This is a genomic window from Flavobacterium nitrogenifigens, assembly GCF_003254565.1.
GTDB classification, from domain to species: Bacteria; Bacteroidota; Bacteroidia; order Flavobacteriales; family Flavobacteriaceae; genus Flavobacterium; species Flavobacterium nitrogenifigens.
Genome location: NZ_QJRI01000180.1, coordinates 269,674 through 286,739, shown reverse-complemented (window position 1 = coordinate 286,739; position 17,066 = coordinate 269,674). Strand labels below are relative to the sequence as shown.

The 17,066-nt window shown below is 32.6% G+C and carries 15 protein-coding genes; 9 read left to right on the top strand and 6 right to left on the bottom strand.

Annotated features, from left to right (window positions below):
• Nucleotides 1-14 precede the first annotated feature (14 nt).
• Complete coding sequence (locus DM397_RS19835; RefSeq protein ID WP_111379177.1) at nt 15-395, top strand: RidA family protein; 381 nt, start codon at nt 15-17, stop codon at nt 393-395.
• Here DM397_RS19835 and DM397_RS19830 read toward each other — a convergent pair.
• The 5 genes from DM397_RS19830 to DM397_RS19810 form a co-directional block, all read right to left on the bottom strand.
• Nucleotides 376-750: a methylglyoxal synthase gene (locus DM397_RS19830; protein WP_111379227.1), complete on the bottom strand. Its 375-nt coding sequence runs from the start codon at nt 748-750 to the stop codon at nt 376-378. The genes DM397_RS19835 and DM397_RS19830 overlap by 20 nt on opposite strands.
• 10 nt (nt 751-760) lie before the next feature.
• Nucleotides 761-1,612, bottom strand: coding sequence for an N-acetylglucosamine kinase (locus DM397_RS19825; RefSeq protein WP_095930500.1), 852 nt, complete (start codon nt 1,610-1,612; stop codon nt 761-763).
• 131 nt (nt 1,613-1,743) lie between these two features.
• Nucleotides 1,744-2,748: a type I glyceraldehyde-3-phosphate dehydrogenase gene (gap, locus tag DM397_RS19820; RefSeq protein ID WP_012026555.1), complete on the bottom strand. Its 1,005-nt coding sequence runs from the start codon at nt 2,746-2,748 to the stop codon at nt 1,744-1,746.
• Nucleotides 2,749-2,842: 94 nt separating this feature from the next.
• The gene (gene pfkA, locus DM397_RS19815) at nt 2,843-3,829 is read right to left on the bottom strand and encodes a 6-phosphofructokinase (protein WP_111366010.1); all 987 of its coding nucleotides are present in this window, start codon (nt 3,827-3,829) and stop codon (nt 2,843-2,845) included.
• Nucleotides 3,830-4,137: 308 nt separating this feature from the next.
• Entirely contained in the window at nt 4,138-8,673 is a 4,536-nt protein-coding gene (locus tag DM397_RS19810; protein ID WP_111379176.1) for a translocation/assembly module TamB domain-containing protein, read from the bottom strand.
• A 194-nt stretch (nt 8,674-8,867) separates the two neighbouring features.
• Here DM397_RS19810 and tsaD point away from each other — a divergent pair, with 194 nt between their 5' ends.
• The 8 genes from tsaD to DM397_RS19765 all read left to right on the top strand — a co-directional run bounded on the left by tsaD (nt 8,868) and on the right by DM397_RS19765 (nt 16,218).
• Nucleotides 8,868-9,890, top strand: coding sequence for a tRNA (adenosine(37)-N6)-threonylcarbamoyltransferase complex transferase subunit TsaD (gene tsaD / locus DM397_RS19800; protein ID WP_111379174.1), 1,023 nt, complete (start codon nt 8,868-8,870; stop codon nt 9,888-9,890).
• Between the two features lie 2 nt (nt 9,891-9,892).
• On the top strand, nt 9,893-10,597 hold the full coding sequence (locus DM397_RS19795; RefSeq protein WP_111379173.1) for a 16S rRNA (uracil(1498)-N(3))-methyltransferase: 705 nt from the start codon (nt 9,893-9,895) through the stop codon (nt 10,595-10,597).
• A gap of 161 nt (nt 10,598-10,758) precedes the next feature.
• The gene (locus tag DM397_RS19790; protein WP_111379172.1) at nt 10,759-11,397 is read left to right on the top strand and encodes a DUF4159 domain-containing protein; all 639 of its coding nucleotides are present in this window, start codon (nt 10,759-10,761) and stop codon (nt 11,395-11,397) included.
• Nucleotides 11,398-11,514: 117 nt separating this feature from the next.
• Entirely contained in the window at nt 11,515-12,012 is a 498-nt protein-coding gene (locus tag DM397_RS19785) for a TrmH family RNA methyltransferase (RefSeq protein WP_111379171.1), read from the top strand.
• A 296-nt stretch (nt 12,013-12,308) separates the two neighbouring features.
• Complete coding sequence (locus tag DM397_RS19780) at nt 12,309-13,268, top strand: zinc metalloprotease (RefSeq protein WP_111379170.1); 960 nt, start codon at nt 12,309-12,311, stop codon at nt 13,266-13,268.
• A 106-nt stretch (nt 13,269-13,374) separates the two neighbouring features.
• The gene (locus DM397_RS19775) at nt 13,375-14,466 is read left to right on the top strand and encodes an AI-2E family transporter (RefSeq protein ID WP_111379169.1); all 1,092 of its coding nucleotides are present in this window, start codon (nt 13,375-13,377) and stop codon (nt 14,464-14,466) included.
• A gap of 2 nt (nt 14,467-14,468) precedes the next feature.
• On the top strand, nt 14,469-15,647 hold the full coding sequence (locus DM397_RS19770; protein ID WP_111379168.1) for a THUMP-like domain-containing protein: 1,179 nt from the start codon (nt 14,469-14,471) through the stop codon (nt 15,645-15,647).
• 4 nt (nt 15,648-15,651) lie between these two features.
• Complete coding sequence (locus tag DM397_RS19765; protein ID WP_111379167.1) at nt 15,652-16,218, top strand: hypothetical protein; 567 nt, start codon at nt 15,652-15,654, stop codon at nt 16,216-16,218.
• Here DM397_RS19765 and DM397_RS19760 read toward each other — a convergent pair whose 3' ends face one another.
• The gene (locus DM397_RS19760; RefSeq protein ID WP_111379166.1) at nt 16,219-16,866 is read right to left on the bottom strand and encodes a M15 family metallopeptidase; all 648 of its coding nucleotides are present in this window, start codon (nt 16,864-16,866) and stop codon (nt 16,219-16,221) included.
• Nucleotides 16,867-17,066 lie beyond the last annotated feature (200 nt).

Sequence of the window (17,066 nt, the reverse complement as noted above, 5' to 3'; positions counted from 1 at the left end):
AAAATAATTTCATTATGAAAAAAATCATTTTTACCGAGAAAGCCCCGGCTCCAATCGGACCTTATAATCAAGCCGTATTATCTGGAAACACACTTTATGCTTCTGGACAGATTGCAATCAATCCTGAGTCAGGAGAATTGATTACAGACAACATCAATGACGAAACTACTCAAGTTATGAAAAACATTGCTGCGATTCTTGAGGCTGCAGGTATGACTTTTGAGAACGTTGTAAAGTCAACTATTTTCATCATGGACATGAATAACTTTGGAGCAATAAATACCGTTTACGGTTCTTATTTTAACGAAAAAACCGCTCCAGCTCGTGAAACGGTTCAAGTGGCTTGTTTGCCAAAAAATGTTAATGTAGAAATTTCTATAATTGCTGTGCAATAGCATCTAATAATAATTGTGCCGTTGCTTCATTGGTTGCCAGCGGCACATTATGCACATCGCAAACACGAATTAGCATATTAATATCTGCTTCATGCGGATGACTTGACAAAGGGTCTTTAAAAAAGAAAACCATCTTAGTAATTCCTTCCGCTACTCTTCCTGCAATTTGCGCATCGCCTCCAAGCGGACCAGAAAGCATTCTCTGAGTTTTAAATCCAGCTGCTTCTGCTTTTCCTCCTGTAGTACCAGTACCAATAAGTCTTATTTTTTCATTGTGCAAAACAGCTTCATTTTTGATTAAGAAATCAATTAAATCCGCTTTTTTTCCATCATGAGCAATAATGGCAATTTCCATAAAACCAGAACTATTGATTAGCGACATGGTAAGCAATTAATCCATCAATAGGTCTTCTTAAAACATTCCCTAATTGAAGTTCATATTTATTGAATGTCTCTTGTAATTCATCTTTCAAATAAAATGCAATAGAACCTACAAAATGTACTGGAACTTCTTTGCAGTTATCAAATTGTTTGATGTAATTCTTAACGAAAGATTTCATTCCTTTGAAGATGATTTTTCTGCAGAACTCTGTGTCTTTATGCTTAATCAAAAATTTAGCATAAGTTGCCAAATAAGCATTCGGATTTGGTTCTTTATATAATTTGTTTTTAATAAAATCTGGATCAACGTCGTACTCTTTTTCAAGCTCAACAGCCAATTCTTTAGGCATTTTATTAAAATAGTATTTTCTAATTAATTCTTTTCCAAAAACGTTACCGCTACAATCATCCATTACGATATAACCTAATGATTGAACTTTTTGATGCAATACTTTTCCATCAAAATAACTGCAGTTAGAACCTGTTCCTAAGATAGAAACAATCGCTTCTTCTCCTTTTGGAGTTGTTGCATAAACAGCAGCGTAAGTATCTTCTTGAACGTCTACAATAGCGTTAGAAAAATATTCTTGAAAAATTCTTTTCAACCACTCTTTCATTCTATCTGTACCACAACCGGCACCATAAAAGAATAAATGCGTAGCATTTTTTTTGTTTTGTAAGATATCAAAACGGTCATTTAATCTTTCTATGATTTCTGGCTCGTCTAGAATTTCAGGATTTAATCCTAAAGTTTGTGTTGTGAATAATACTTTTCCATTATCATCTATCGCAATCCAATCGGCTTTAGTAGATCCACTGTCAACTATTAATTTCATTTGTTTAGTTTTTGGAATTAGGTTTTTCTATTTTTAATTTAAAAATGTATTTTTTACATTAATTATAGAAGTAACAAAATAAGAAAATCCCGTTATTGTAAAGTAACGGGATTTTGCAAAAATATATATTATTATTTTAAACCTGCAATATGTACAGATAAATCAATTAATTTGCTTGAGTATCCGTACTCATTGTCATACCAAGATACTAATTTGAAGAAAGTAGAGTTTAATCCAATTCCTGCACCAGCATCAACGATAGAAGTTCTTTTATCTGAGATAAAATCTTGAGATACAACTGCATCTTCAGTATATCCTAAGATACCTTTCATTTCGTTTTCTGAAGCTTTTTTCAATACAGCTAAGATTTCTTCGTAAGTAGTTTCTTTAGCCACTTTTACAGTTAAATCTACAACAGAAACGTCAGCAGTAGGAACACGGAAAGACATTCCAGTTAATTTTCCATTCAAAGATGGAATAACTTTTCCAACCGCTTTAGCAGCACCTGTTGAAGAAGGAATGATGTTGATTGCAGCAGCACGTCCACCTCTCCAGTCTTTTCTAGAAGGTCCGTCAGCAGTCATTTGAGTTGAAGTAGTTGCGTGAACAGTTGTCATTAAACCTTCAACGATTTCGAAATTATCGTGGATAACTTTAGCTAAAGGAGCTAAACAGTTTGTAGTACAAGAAGCGTTAGAAACAACTAAATCAGAAGCTTTTGCAGTTTCGTGGTTAACTCCCATTACAAACATTGGAGCATCAGCAGAAGGAGCAGAAATGATAACTTTCTTAGCACCACCTTTTAAGTGCTCACTTGCAGTCTCGATAGTTGTGAAGATACCAGTACATTCAGCTACTACATCTACATCAACTTCGTTCCATTTTAAATCAGCTGGATTTCTTTCTGCAGTGATACGGATGTTTCTTCCGTTTACATATAGTTTTCCTTCTTTAACTTCTACAGTTCCGTTGAAACGACCGTGAACTGAATCATATTTTAATAAATAAGCTAAGTGATCTACGTCTAACAAGTCGTTGATTGCAACAACTTCTACATTATCTCTATTGAAAGACTCTCTAAAAACGATTCTTCCGATACGTCCAAATCCGTTTATTCCTAATTTTACTTTTGACATTTTACTAAATTTTTTGCTTTTGTTTTTATTACACTATTTCAAAGTCTAATTTCCTCACAATAAACTTCTCTTCTTTTTAAACTTTTTATATTAGTTATGTCGACATAATGTCTGACACTCTTAACAATTCTTTGTCAATTTCCGATTTTCCTTTGATCGCTTGCTCAAGCGGAGTTAAGATTACTTTATCTTCACGAAGTCCAACCATATAATTTGATTTTCCTTCAATTAAAGACTCTACTGCCTTTACTCCTAAACGGCTTGCTAAAACACGGTCAAAACAAGATGGAGAACCACCACGCTGCATGTGTCCTAAAACAGAAACTCGTACATCATACTCAGGAAGATTTGCTTCTACGTAATCTTTTAATTCGAATACATTCTTACCAATTTTATCTCCCTCAGCAATAACCACTATACTTGATGATTTTCCTGATGCTTTACTTTTTTGAAGTGAATCCAAAAGACGATCTAATCCTAAATCTTCTTCAGGAATAAGGATTTCTTCTGCTCCTGCACCAATACCTGCATTTAGAGCAATGTGTCCAGCATCTCTACCCATAACCTCTACAAAGAACAAACGGTTATGTGAACTTGCTGTATCTCTAATTTTATCGATACAGTCTACAACAGTATTTAAAGCAGTGTCATACCCTAAAGTAAAACTTGTACCATAAATATCATTATCAATTGTACCTGGAATTCCCATTACAGGGAAACCAAATTCTGCATTAAAAATTAATCCTCCAGTAAAACTTCCATCACCGCCAATAACAACCAAAGCATCTACACCAGCCTTAACAAGATTCTCGTGTGCTTTTTTTCTACCTTCAGGGGTTCTAAACTCAACTGAACGAGCCGATTTTAAGATCGTTCCACCTTTGTTTACAATATTATTTACGCTACGTGGTCCCATCTCTTTGAAGTCACCTTCAATCATTCCCTGGTACCCTCTATAAATTCCGATACATTCTATATTGTGATATGCGCAAGTTCGAACAACTGATCGTATTGCAGCATTCATTCCAGGTGAATCTCCTCCTGAGGTAAGAACACCTACTTTTTTTATTGTTTTTGGCATTATTTAAGTATTAAAGTGTAAAATTAGCAAACATTCAGCACTTTTCGGGTTACGATTATCATAAATTAATAAAATCTGTTAAATTCAAACGTTTTCGTTAATAAGTTTTTTCTAGGAAAAAATTTCATTAAAAATAATAAAACGCTATTTTTTTAATTAAATCGTCAAAATTAACAATACCCTAATGAAGTGTTATAAAAATAGAATTTTCCGCTCACATGGAAAATTTTAAAAGAGTGCCTAAATTTAGCACAAAAAAAACCATTATGAGAATAATGGTTTTATAAAAGGCTATTTTTAACAAAGTGTTAATAATCGTTGTCAGGAATTAGTCCTTGATCATTGCTTGGTTTATGCTCCTGTTCTTTTTTCTTCTTTTCTTCTTCTTTTTTCTTTTTCTCTTCCTCTTCTTTGGCCTTCTTCTTGCTTTTTTCTGAATCTTTCTTGCTTGAGAAATTCATATATTCAGGAAGATACGAATCTTGAAGATCGTCATGCGAAGAATTTTTTACAGCTTTTTCAATTTTATGGTCTTTAAACAGCTTGTTTACTAACTCACTAAAAGTATCAAAATCTACTTCATAAGAAATACCGACACCTTGCGTATATCCAATTCCTTGTCCTATATAATTAATATCGTTTTCTTTATTAAATAAACGAAGGTTCATTGTACCATCTTCATTTACTCGATACAAGATCTCGATATCTCCAACAATGGCAGATTCGTTTACACCTCCAACTGGAACTCCCAATTTTCCGTTGATCGTAATTCTTTCATTAATCTGCGAAGATATATTAGCCACAAACTGACCGTCAACCTCCTGCCCTGTTCTTCTATCAGCAGCAATGTAATTTAAATCGATATTTACTTTGTCATTATCCGATTTAATAATGCCTCCTAATAAACTTGATGCCGTTTCTGTCAATGTTCCAGAGAAATCTCCTTGGCTAAATCCGTCGGTACTCATAAACGAACCTGTAGACAATAAATAAAGTGCCTGCGTCTGACGAATATCTTTATCGTCTAATTTATATTGTATCTCCGATTTTAAAACATTACTTACGGATGGGAACTGAATATCAAAATTAGGTTCTGGACTCGCCAAATCTCCTCTTAATCCAATAACGACTTCTACAGGAACTTTTTTATTGAATGAAGACGTATTATCTAAAAGTACCGCCGGATTGGCTTGTGTTTTATAAACTGCTTCCAAGTTTAGCTGGGCACGCATTGGGTTTCCTTCCCATATAATCGAACCTCCTTTTTTAACCGTAAACTTTTTGTCGATAAGTCCGCCGTATTTAAAATTATACGTTCCTTCGTATGCCTGGAAATCTCCCCACATATTAAATTTACCTAAAGTATTGATTTTAAACAAAAGCGATCCGTATCCTTTTCCTTTCATACCATGGCCCGAATTTCGATCTAGAATAACTTCTACTTCGGCATCTGGCGTAATATCAAAATCAAATTCCAATTCAAGTCCGTTATAGTCTCTTGTTTTTTCAACAATTCCGTTCTCTAGATTATACTTCTCTTTTGGCGTTACAAAATGAATCCAGCTGCTTTCTCCAACACTTTGCGTATTATTAATTGGAATCTTAACTTCTGTTCCTTTTTCAGACTTTGCATCTACCTTAATAAATAAACCATCCACAGGACCTTTTATACTAGCGGTACCATTTATAAATGCGGTTCCGAAATAAGCGGCATCATCACTATCTTTTGTATCTAAAGCCACCAATCGTTTGGAAGTAATGTTTAAATCTAATTTCCAGTCTCCAAAATTATGATGTTCAATACTTCCGTTCAGCAATCCTTTTGTACCGTATTTCGTATCAGTCAACTGATTGTTTCTAAACAGGAATTTTTCATTGGTCAAATCAATAACCGTTCGATCACTTAATTCATAATCAGTATTAAGGTACGGAATTGTCATTCCAGCTTTTTCGACATACAAACGTCCGTTGATTTCAGGTTTTTTCAGACTCCCGACAACAGCTGCATTTCCAGAAACAGAACCGCGTACATTTGACAGAACATCTCCACCAATAGTTCCTAAAGTGGCCAAATTAAAGCCTTCCAATTTCAGGCTCATATCCATAATAGTCTCCTTGTTCTCTACCGCAAAAGTTCCGTTTGCTCTAAACGATTCGGTAAAACCATTCTGAATCGACGAGTTAACCGTGAATTTCCTAAAAGATTCATCACCAGAAATATCAAAATTAAGCGTCCCCAATTCCGTATTATTCATCACAAGATGATCAATTTTTATAGATGCCGTGGGCTGATAAACATTTTTATTCTGCTTATAATTGACATTTCCATTCAAATTACCATTAAATACAAATTTGGAATTGACTGGGGTTATTTTATTAATATCAACATCTTCAAAAGTCAGTTCGAGATCTTTATAATCTTTTCCTTTTATAACTCCGTTTAAATCAATTTTCTGATTTTCATGCGATAAAACAATATTATCAAAAGTGAAATTTTTAAAATACTGATCAATAACAATCTGATTATCCTTTTCTGCGTCTTCGTTTAAGTACCAAATGTAATCCTTAAACTTCATTTCAGATTTCTTGATTCCGACAATGTTGTTTTTGTTCTTATCAATCGTATGAAACAAATCCAGATTAAAGTAATCTTCACCTTTATCTCCTCCTTTAAACTCCGAACGAACAAAAAGCGTATCTTTTGCCGTAACATTAATTAAATTAAAATCACGTATTTTGTAATAAGGTGTTTTTATACTGTCTAATTCGACATAAGCATTATAAAGTGGGTTTTTATTATCAATATTAATACGTATGTTGTCAAATGTATTTTTGTCTGCTGTAATTTTCTTGGATCTGAAACGGAATTTAAATTCCTGCAAATCTGAATCTATTTTTCCTCGTACAACTGTTGACGAATCAATTTTTATTTCTGGATAAAGCATTTCTACCACTTTATCATATACACGGAAATTAAAATTCAAGAATTGCCCTTTTCTAACTTTGTAAGGTTTATAATTGGTATACAGACTTCCGACCGAATTCATAACCAATTTATCTAATTGATCAAATCTAAATTTACCGACAATTTTTCCGTCTACCACATCATTTGAACTTACTGTAATGGTTCTTAATCGATCTGCATCAAAACTTGAATTTAAATTTACTTGATCAAAAACATAAGTTGTTTTTGGATTCTGATATTCTGCATCATTTATAAAAATATCCCCTTGCAGATTTTCAATAGAATTTCCAGACAATTGAACTACAACATCTCCCTTGAAGTGTGAAATAGAATCATTAATAAACTTAAGTTTTCTCAAATCTGAATTTTCAACATTAATATGAAAATCGTAACGGTTTTCTCTTTTGCTCAAATCCAGCAAACCATCAAAATTCAAATTTAAATTCGGATCATTTATCGCAATTTGTCCTTTATAATAAGGTAGTTTAAAATTTCCGTTAACTACTATATTATTATAGGTGTACTTATTATAATCTAGTTTTGCAATATCTCCCTTGATAACCGTATTCAAATATTTCTCAGTAAAACCAACGCCATCTACGTCAAGATTCAAAGTCGTCTTGCCAATATCTTTTCTATTCAAAACCGCACCAACATCAAAATTATCCAAAATAATATTTCCAGAATAAGAAGCCTTATCAATAAAATCCATATTATTTAAATGAAGATCTACTTGGCCGTTTCCTATATCGGTGGCTATTTTAAAAGCAGTTTCTAATGCTATAGTCGAAACTTTAGCTTTCCCTACAATATTAAATTTACCAATTCGCTTCATTTCTTTCGGAAGCCTTTTACCCAAAACTCCCGGAAGTAAAATCACCAAATCATCGTAACTGGAAAGCAGTTTGTTAAATTTTCCATCCATAGAAAACTTCTGCTCCTTACTGCCCAAAAGATTTCTGAAATTGATTGTTCCATTAATTTTTGATCCATTTGTATCGCTTAGCCTCAATCCTGTAAGCGTCATATTGTTTAATGGACCGTCTAATTTGGTTTTCAGTTTAAAATGCTGATTTTTACCCAAACCATCATAAAAATGGCGAATATCGTTTGTTGCAATAGAAGAAGAATCTATCAAAACATCAAATCGAACTTTATCTGTAAAATCAAGAAAATCTGACGGTTTGTAATTCAAAATTGCCACACCATAAATAGAAGATCTTTTGGTTTTAATAGCCAGATTTTGAACCATAATCTGTTTTTTGGTATAGCTAAATTTTCCAGCAAAATTAGAAACATACAAACCGCGATGATCCATAAATGAAAATCGGTGAATGTTGGTATTCACATCTGGACCATACAATTTAAACTCGCTGATATAAGCGTTTAATTTTGTGAAATCCAGAAATTTAGGAGTAGTCTTATTTTCATCAACAACAGAAAATCTTCCTTTTTCGATATAAGCGTTTTTGGCTGTTAAAAGAAAATGCTTCGTTGATTTTTTCTTAGGAGTATCCTTTACTTCAAAAGCCTCAATAAACTTATTGATATTATTTTCGTCTTCGCCTTTGTAGGTTTTCAGATTAAAAATCAAACCTGTTAGACGCAAATCTCCAAAAATTAAATCTCCATCTAGTAATCTACTGAAACTGGCAATATCTGTAGTAATAATATCCGAATAAATCATCGTTTTTTTATGATGATCTAAAATCGTTACTTCTTTCAATTTTACTCCGCCAAAAATATTGATTGCCGTTTTTTCAACATTAATATTAACCTTGTAATCTTTGTTTAATGAGTTGGTAACGTAATTGGCTATCTGTGTTTGAACCACAGGAAGAGATAGTATGATAGCAAGTGCTAACAAAAGTAAAATCAACACAATTAAGGTTCGTGATATTATTTTCTTTACTTTTTTGATAGCTTCTTTAATTTTAGTTTTTCTTTTAATTTATTTGAACAGACAAAGAACGGCTGTTTTTGATAAAAATTCTTTAATTTTGGGGCACTGCTTAAATCAAAGAGATATAATCATTTGATTTGTCAAATATAATTCAAAATTTGTGCCTTTATATGCAAAATCAAGAGGTTTTTATTCTAGCCATCGAAAGTTCATGCGATGATACTGCTGCCGCGGTTTTACATAACGACAAAGTATTGTCAAATGTTGTAGCCAATCAATTAATTCATAATCAATACGGAGGTGTTGTTCCTGAATTGGCTTCCCGAGCGCATCAGCAGAATATTGTCCCTGTGATAGATGCTGCACTTCGTAAAGCAAATGTACAAAAAGAACAGTTAAGCGCAATCGCATTTACGCAAGGTCCGGGATTAATGGGCTCTTTATTGGTGGGGACTTCTTTCAGTAAATCATTATCATTAGCTTTAAATGTGCCGCTAATTGCTGTAAATCACATGCATGCTCATATTTTAGCCCATTTTATTGATGAAGAAGGCTACGATAAACCTGAATTTCCTTTTTTAGCTTTAACCATTAGCGGAGGACACACCCAAATTGTAAAAGTGAATAGTTTTTTTGATATGGAAATTATCGGAGAAACTACAGATGATGCCGTAGGAGAAGCATTTGATAAAAGCGCTAAAATTCTTGGACTTCCTTACCCCGGCGGGCCTTTGATTGATAAATATGCAAAGGAAGGAAATCCGAAAGCATTCCCTTTTACAAAACCAAAAGTTCCAGGATTGGATTTCAGTTTTTCTGGATTGAAAACGGCTATTTTATATTTCATTCAAAAAAACAAACAGCAGAATCCGAATTTTATCGAAGAAAATCTGAATGATATTTGTGCTTCTATTCAGCATACGATTATCGAAATTTTGATGGATAAAATAAAATTGGCTGTAAAAGAAACTGGAATTACACAAATTGCTATTGGCGGCGGAGTTTCAGCCAATTCAGGAATTAGAAATACTCTAAAAGAGACCGAAAGCAAATACGGATGGAAAACTTTTATACCGAAATTTGAATACACAACCGATAATGCTGCAATGATTGGAATTGTAGGATACCAAAAATACTTATCTAATCGTTTTGAAACTTCTGCTGTGGTTTCTAAAGCAAGAATCGAATTTTAATCATGCAGTTATTTTTTAATCCGAATATAGACGAGGCAACCGAAAGTTTTTCTTTTGATAAAGAAGAAAGCCGTCATATTATAAAAGTTCTTAGAAAGAAAGATGCCGATATTCTGCATGTCACCAATGGTTTTGGATTATTGTTTGAGACTCAGATCACTTTGGCTTCAGATAATAAATGTACCGTTGAAGTCCTTTCTATAACAAATGCCGAAAAACCTAAATTCCATTTGCATCTGGCTGTTGCTCCGACCAAAATGAACGATCGTTTTGAATGGTTTCTAGAAAAAGCTACCGAAATTGGAATTCAGGAAATTACTCCGATTTTCTGTGATCGTTCTGAACGAAAAGTAATTAATCGTGATCGTTTTGAGAAAATCATTCTTTCGGCAATGAAACAATGCAACGAAACGTTTCTTCCGAAATTGAACGAAGCTATTTCGTTTAAAGAATTCATTAAACAAAAACAAAACGGTTTACAGTTAATTGCGCATTGCGAAGAAACCGATAAGAAGTCACTGAAAGAGGTTTTAAAACCAAATGAAGACGTTACTATTTTAATTGGTCCAGAAGGCGATTTTTCTGAAAAAGAAATTGCATTGGCATTAGAAAACAATTACAATCCTGTAACTTTAGGAAATACACGTTTAAGAACAGAAACAGCCGCTGTTGTGGCTTGTCATAGTGTTGTTTTTTTTAATGAATGAATAAATTAATTGCACAACGTTTGTCATCCTGAGGAACGCGAAGGATCTCACGCGATTAGACAAAGATTGGCGACAAACGGTGAGGAATTTCTAGTGTGATCCTTCGCGTTCCTCAGGATGACAAAAGAAGCCTTTTAAACATATAAGAGCATTAAAATTACATGAAAAAAATATTCTATCTATTTTTACTAATTTCAATCCCTTCTTTTTCACAAGAAATTGCTTTGCTTAAATATAGCGGTGGTGGCGATTGGTACGCAAATCCGACTTCGTTGCCAAATTTGATCAGTTTTTGCAATGCTAATATCAATACCCGTATAAAAAGCAAACCTTCTACTGTAGAGCCAAGCAATCCAGATTTACTTTCGTATCCATTTGTACATATGACTGGGCACGGAAATGTTGTTTTTAGTGATGCTGACGTAACAAACTTGAGAAATTATCTGACTGCTGGAGGTTTTCTGCATATTGATGATAATTATGGAATGGATCAATTTATACGAAAAGAAATCAAAAAGATATTTCCGAATAATAATTTAATCGAGCTTCCTGCAAATCATCCTATTTTCCAGAAACCTTTTCCCTTCCCTAACGGATTGCCAAAAATTCACGAACATGACGGAACACGTGCACAGGCATTTGGTATTTTTATAGACAATAAACTGGTTTTACTTTATACTTACGAATGTGATTTGGGTGATGGCTGGGAAGATCCCGAAGTTCATAATGATCCAGCAAACGTAAGAGACAAAGCCTTGAAAATGGGTGCCAACATTATCAATTATATATTTACTAATTAATGACTAGTCTCCAGTGATTGGTAACTAGTAATTCATCAATTAAAAAAAACGTCACTCTCAATACTATTCACTTATTACTAATCACTCTAATCACTAATCACTTTTCACTAACAAAAAATGCAGCTGACTCACGAAGAAAATCAATTTGAAAGAAAAACATTTCCCATTACTTTAGTGTGCGATCATATTTACTTTCAGCAAAATATTGGTTCTTTATTTAGAATTTCTGAAGCTTTCGGAGTTGAAAACATTATCTTTTTCGGAAAAGATATTCCGCTGACACCTCGTAAAATCAATAAAACTTCTAGAAGCACACATCTTCATGTGCCTCATTCTGTAATCGAAAATTTTAACGAACTTCATTCCTATTTAACTGACAATAATTTCGAAATTATTGCTTTAGAAATTACTTCTAACAGCAAACCTTTAAAAGAAGTTATGATTCCTTTCGATAAAAAAATCGCACTTTTGATTGGAAGTGAAATCAACGGAATATCAGACGAACTTTTACAACTTTCTCATCAAATTGTGCATATCAATATGTTTGGCAAAAATAGCAGCATGAATGTGGTACAGGCTGCGAGTATTGCGCTTTATGAGATTACTTCTTTGTAAAAAATTAAGCTTTAAAAATCTCTTTTAAAGCAACACTTCAATTTTACTTTCAATTTATTTGTTAAAATTTATCGTTAAACTACATATAATCACGATGAAATGCATTCAAAAAACAAAAAGAAAGAAAAAACTGCATAATTTTTTAAATATAATTTTTGTAGGAATCAATGTTTGTAAGGGGTTCTAAAATTTCTCACAAAGTTTTTGATCTAATATTTTGCAAGAAAGGTATTTTGTTATAAAATTGTCGCATTATTCAACTAATCAACAATTTTATAACAAAAACCCAAATTATTATGAAAAAAGTTATTATTACCACATTTGCAGCATTAATGCTGTTTGCTTGTCAAAATGAACAATCTGATTCTGCTAACGCAGATGCGAGTGTTGCTTCAAGAAGAAGCTGTGCAACACAAGAAGTTTTAGAAGCTCAATTGAAAGCCGATCCTATGTTGGCAATTAGAATGAATGAAATCGAAACTTTTACTGCACAACACGCAGGTTCAAATTTCACAGGCCGTTTGGTAAATGGAAAAATCGAAATTCCAGTTGTAGTGAATGTTTTATACAGAACTTCAGCTGAGAATATTTCGGATGCACAAATTCAATCTCAAATTGATGTTTTAAACAAAGACTTCAATGCTTTAAACTCTGATTACAATAATGTACCAGCATTATTTTCAGGTGTAAAAGCAAACATCGGAATTACATTTGTATTAGATCAGGTTGTTAGAAAATCTACTACTAAAACTTCTTGGGGAACAAAAGACGCGATGAAAAAAACAAATCAAGGCGGAATTGCTCCTACTTCTCCAACTACAAAATTAAACCTGTGGTCATGTGTTATTGGCGGCGGAATTTTAGGTTATGCACAATTCCCTGGTGGCGCTTCTGCTACAGACGGAGTCGTAATTGATCCTAAATACTTCGGATTATCTGGTTCTGCAAATGCTCCATATAACTTAGGAAGAACTGCTACACATGAAGTAGGTCACTGGATGAACTTGCGTCACATCTGGGGAGATGCAACTTGTGGAAGCGATCTTGTTTCAGATACTCCTACTCATAACACAGCAAACTACGGAGTTCCTGCTTATCCTCATTATAGCACTTGTACAGGTACACCTGTAGAAATGACTATGAACTACATGGATTATGTTGATGATGCAGCAATGTACATGTTCTCAACAGGACAGAAAAACAGAATTTCGGCTATTTTTACAACTGGAGGAGCAAGAGCTGCTTTTGCACAATAAGCTGAAACTAAAAATATCAATAAAGCGAGATGAATCATCTCGCTTTTTTTGTTTACACCTAAATTTTAGAATGCTTTTTCCTATATTTATAGTCTAAATTTTAAGCATGATCACATCAAAAACTATTTCTAACGGAATATTAAGAGCTTTAGCTACAATTTTAATAATTGGCATCGTCTTGTATTTTTTATATGAAATTCAAACAGTAATTGTCTATTTGTGTATTTCATTAATATTGTGCTTAATCGCCAACCCGATGGTTTTGTTTTTAAAGAACAAATTAAAATTCAGCAATTCGATGGCCGCTTCAACTACAATTATCTTTTTCATTTTTCTAATTGTGGGTTTCATTCTATTATTTGTCCCTTTAATTATTTCTCAAGCAAATAATCTAGCTCTTCTTGACACGGCACATCTACAATCTCAATTTATAGAAACAGAAAACAGTCTTGAAAAATACTTTAATATTCCGCATATAGATTTGAATAAAGTTATAAAAGATTCTAAGCTCATTTCTTTCTTAGATTTTAGCTATTTTACAGGATTCATCAATACTATAATCAACTTTATGGCCGATATGGGAATGGGATTGGTATCAGTGTTTTTTATTACTTTCTTTTTCATAAAAGATCAGGATATCTTTAAAGATCAGGCAAGAAGAATATTGCCAGATTCAAATGAAGATAAAATTTTAAATTCTATTGCCAAAATAAACCATTTACTTACACGCTATTTCATTGGTTTATTACTGCAGCTAATTGTAGTGTTTATTCTATATCTGATTGTATTGCTAATCTTTGGAAATAAAAATGCTTTTGTAATTGCCTTTTTATGCGCCATTCTAAATATAATTCCCTATTTGGGACCAATTATTGGGACAACCTTAGCTGGAATTCTTACCATGATAAGCATGATTGGAAAAGATTTTCAGTCAGAAATTCTTCCAACAACCATTTATGTCATTATTGGCTTTTTATTGGTACAGGCAATTGACAACAATATTAGCCAGCCCATAATTTCGTCAAAAAGTGTAAATTCGCACCCGTTAGAAATATTCTTAGTTATATTAATCAGCGGTATTACGTTTGGAATTGTGGGTATGATAATAGCCATTCCAGCGTTTACGATGATTAAAGTAATTTTAAAAGAATTTTTTCCTAATAATAAAATTGTCTCCGTATTAACCGAAAGAATTTAGCTTTGAACAATCCTATTTTGCATCCAGAAATTCAAGAATTTATAAAAGAAAATACTGGTGCAGATATAACAAAATTGGCGCTCCAAAAAAATCCGTTTCCAGAAATGGATTGGATTTTAATTTTAAATCAGATTGAAGCCCGATCAAAAGCAAAAGAAAAACTTCCGACTTGGTTTACAGCCGAAAATATTATTTATCCAAGCAAAATCTCAGTAGAACAAACCTCTTCAGAGAAAACTGCAACTTATAAGGCTTCTTTAATATCTGGCGAATCTTTAATTGATTTAACTGGCGGTTTTGGCGTTGATGATTATTATTTTTCGAAGAAATTTAAATCGATAACGCATTGTGAAATAAATGAACAATTGTCTGAAACTGTAGCTCATAATTTTAAACAGCTGCAAGTTGAAAATTGTACTTTTTATGCTGGCGATTCTATGCATTTATTAGAAGAAATCAAACAAAAATATGATTGGATTTATATTGATCCTTCACGAAGAAACGACAGCAAAGGCAAAGTTTTTATGCTAAAAGACTGTCTGCCAAATGTTCCGGAATTGCTTGATTTTTATTTTGAAAAATCAGACTCTATTTTAATTAAAACGGCACCTTTACTAGACATTTCGGCAGGATTATCAGAATTAAAAAATGTAAAGAACATTCACGTCATTGCTTTAGAAAATGAAGTTAAAGAACTGCTTTTTGAAATTCATAAAGAGTATTCGGGCAAAATAACTTTAAAGACTGCTAATATTTTAAAAGAAAAAACAGAAACTTTTGAATTTATTCTAGGCGAAGAATCTTTTCCTATTTATAATTTACCTCAACAATATTTATACGAGCCAAATTCGGCAATTATGAAATCTGGAGGTTTTGATGAAATCAGTACTGCTTTTCAGATTAATAAGCTCCACAAACATTCTCATTTATATACTTCAGAAGATTTAATCGATTTTCCGGGAAGGAAATTTGAAATTCAAAAAGTCATTTCATACCATAAAAATGAGATGAAAAATGAACTAGCCAATAAGCAGGCTAATATTACCACTCGTAATTTTCCTGAGACTGTAGAAAACATCCGAAAGAAGTGGAAAATAAAAAATGGAGGAAATTTGTATTGTTTTTTTACGACAGATGTAAAAGATAACAAAATAGTTTTAATTTGCACCAAAATAATCTAACACAATGAAACAATTAATTACGCTAACTCTATTTTTATTAACCTTTACCGCATTTGCCCAAAAACCTTGTGAATACAGTGTAAATGTAAACGACTCCATCGGATCTTATAAAGTAACAAATGAATATTTGATGAGTGAGAAATATTTTGGCGGAAGCTTTAATTATATCTTCTTCTCCTTGGCTCAAACAGATGGTTTGCCAACATTGAACCTGCAATCTATCCAAAAAAGCAAAGATTTTATCAAGGCAAACTGTTTTGATAAAAACTCAAAAGTCTTTTTACAATTAGAAAACGGAAAAATTGTAACCTTAATGCATATCAATCAAGAAAATTGCGGCACATTGATTCGTGATGAAAAAGGATTTGACAACCGCATCAATACTGGGATTTTTATGTTTATGAAAGATAATTACGAGGAACTGAAAAAATCTCCAATTTCAATAATGAGAATTAAATATCTTACCAATACAGAAGATTATATTGTAAAACGAGAACTTACTTCTGAATTAAATGGAAAGGTAACCAACCCGAACACTTATTTTATGGATAATATTAGGTGCGTTGAGTAATTAATTGCACTTCCATTTCTGGTTAGACACATTATCCTTTAAACCGGTTTTTAAATTATAATGCCACCACTCAGAATCAAAAGAGTTAAAACCATTTTTAATCATGGTCTTTTTTAAATAAGCTCTATTAGCAAGTATTTCTTTTGAAAGCTGTTTAAAATTGTGGCTCGCCATAATTCCAAAAAAATCAAAAGAAGTTCCCATATCAACTTCTTTTCCAGTTATATCCACCAAAGAAATATCAACGGCTCCTCCTCTATTATGGATGGAGCCTTTTTTTGGATCTGCAACATAAATAGGATTTGATACGATCTCCCACATTTTTTTCTGAATATCCAAAGGTCTGTAACAATCATATAATTTGATTCTATAACCTTTCTTCAAAAAATCTTTATTGGCCGCAATTAATGCTTTTACAGTCTTTAAGCGAAGCATACATTCGGCACAATCATAAACTTTTGTCTTTAAGAAATTATCATCTGTTGCGTATTTCATATCATAGACAAAATCATTGCTGTAATCTCGCAGATTGACAAACGCAGTATCAGAAACCTTTACTTCAACTGAAGCTGTATAAGTTTCATTTTGCGCTTGTAAACAGCTGATCCCAAAAAGAAAAAAGACTAATATTTTGAAAGTATGATTCATTGTAAGAAGATTTTAAAAAATGAAATTAAACAAAAAAACTTAAAAACCGATTCAACAATTTCTCTTTAAGGGTAAAAAGCTTGTTTTTATAAATCTATAATTCGTCATAAATTCCTTTCGAACCAAACATTATTTTTAATATCTTTATGAAAATTAGCTCTTTACGACTTTGTAAATTAAATTATTAATTCTAAAAAACA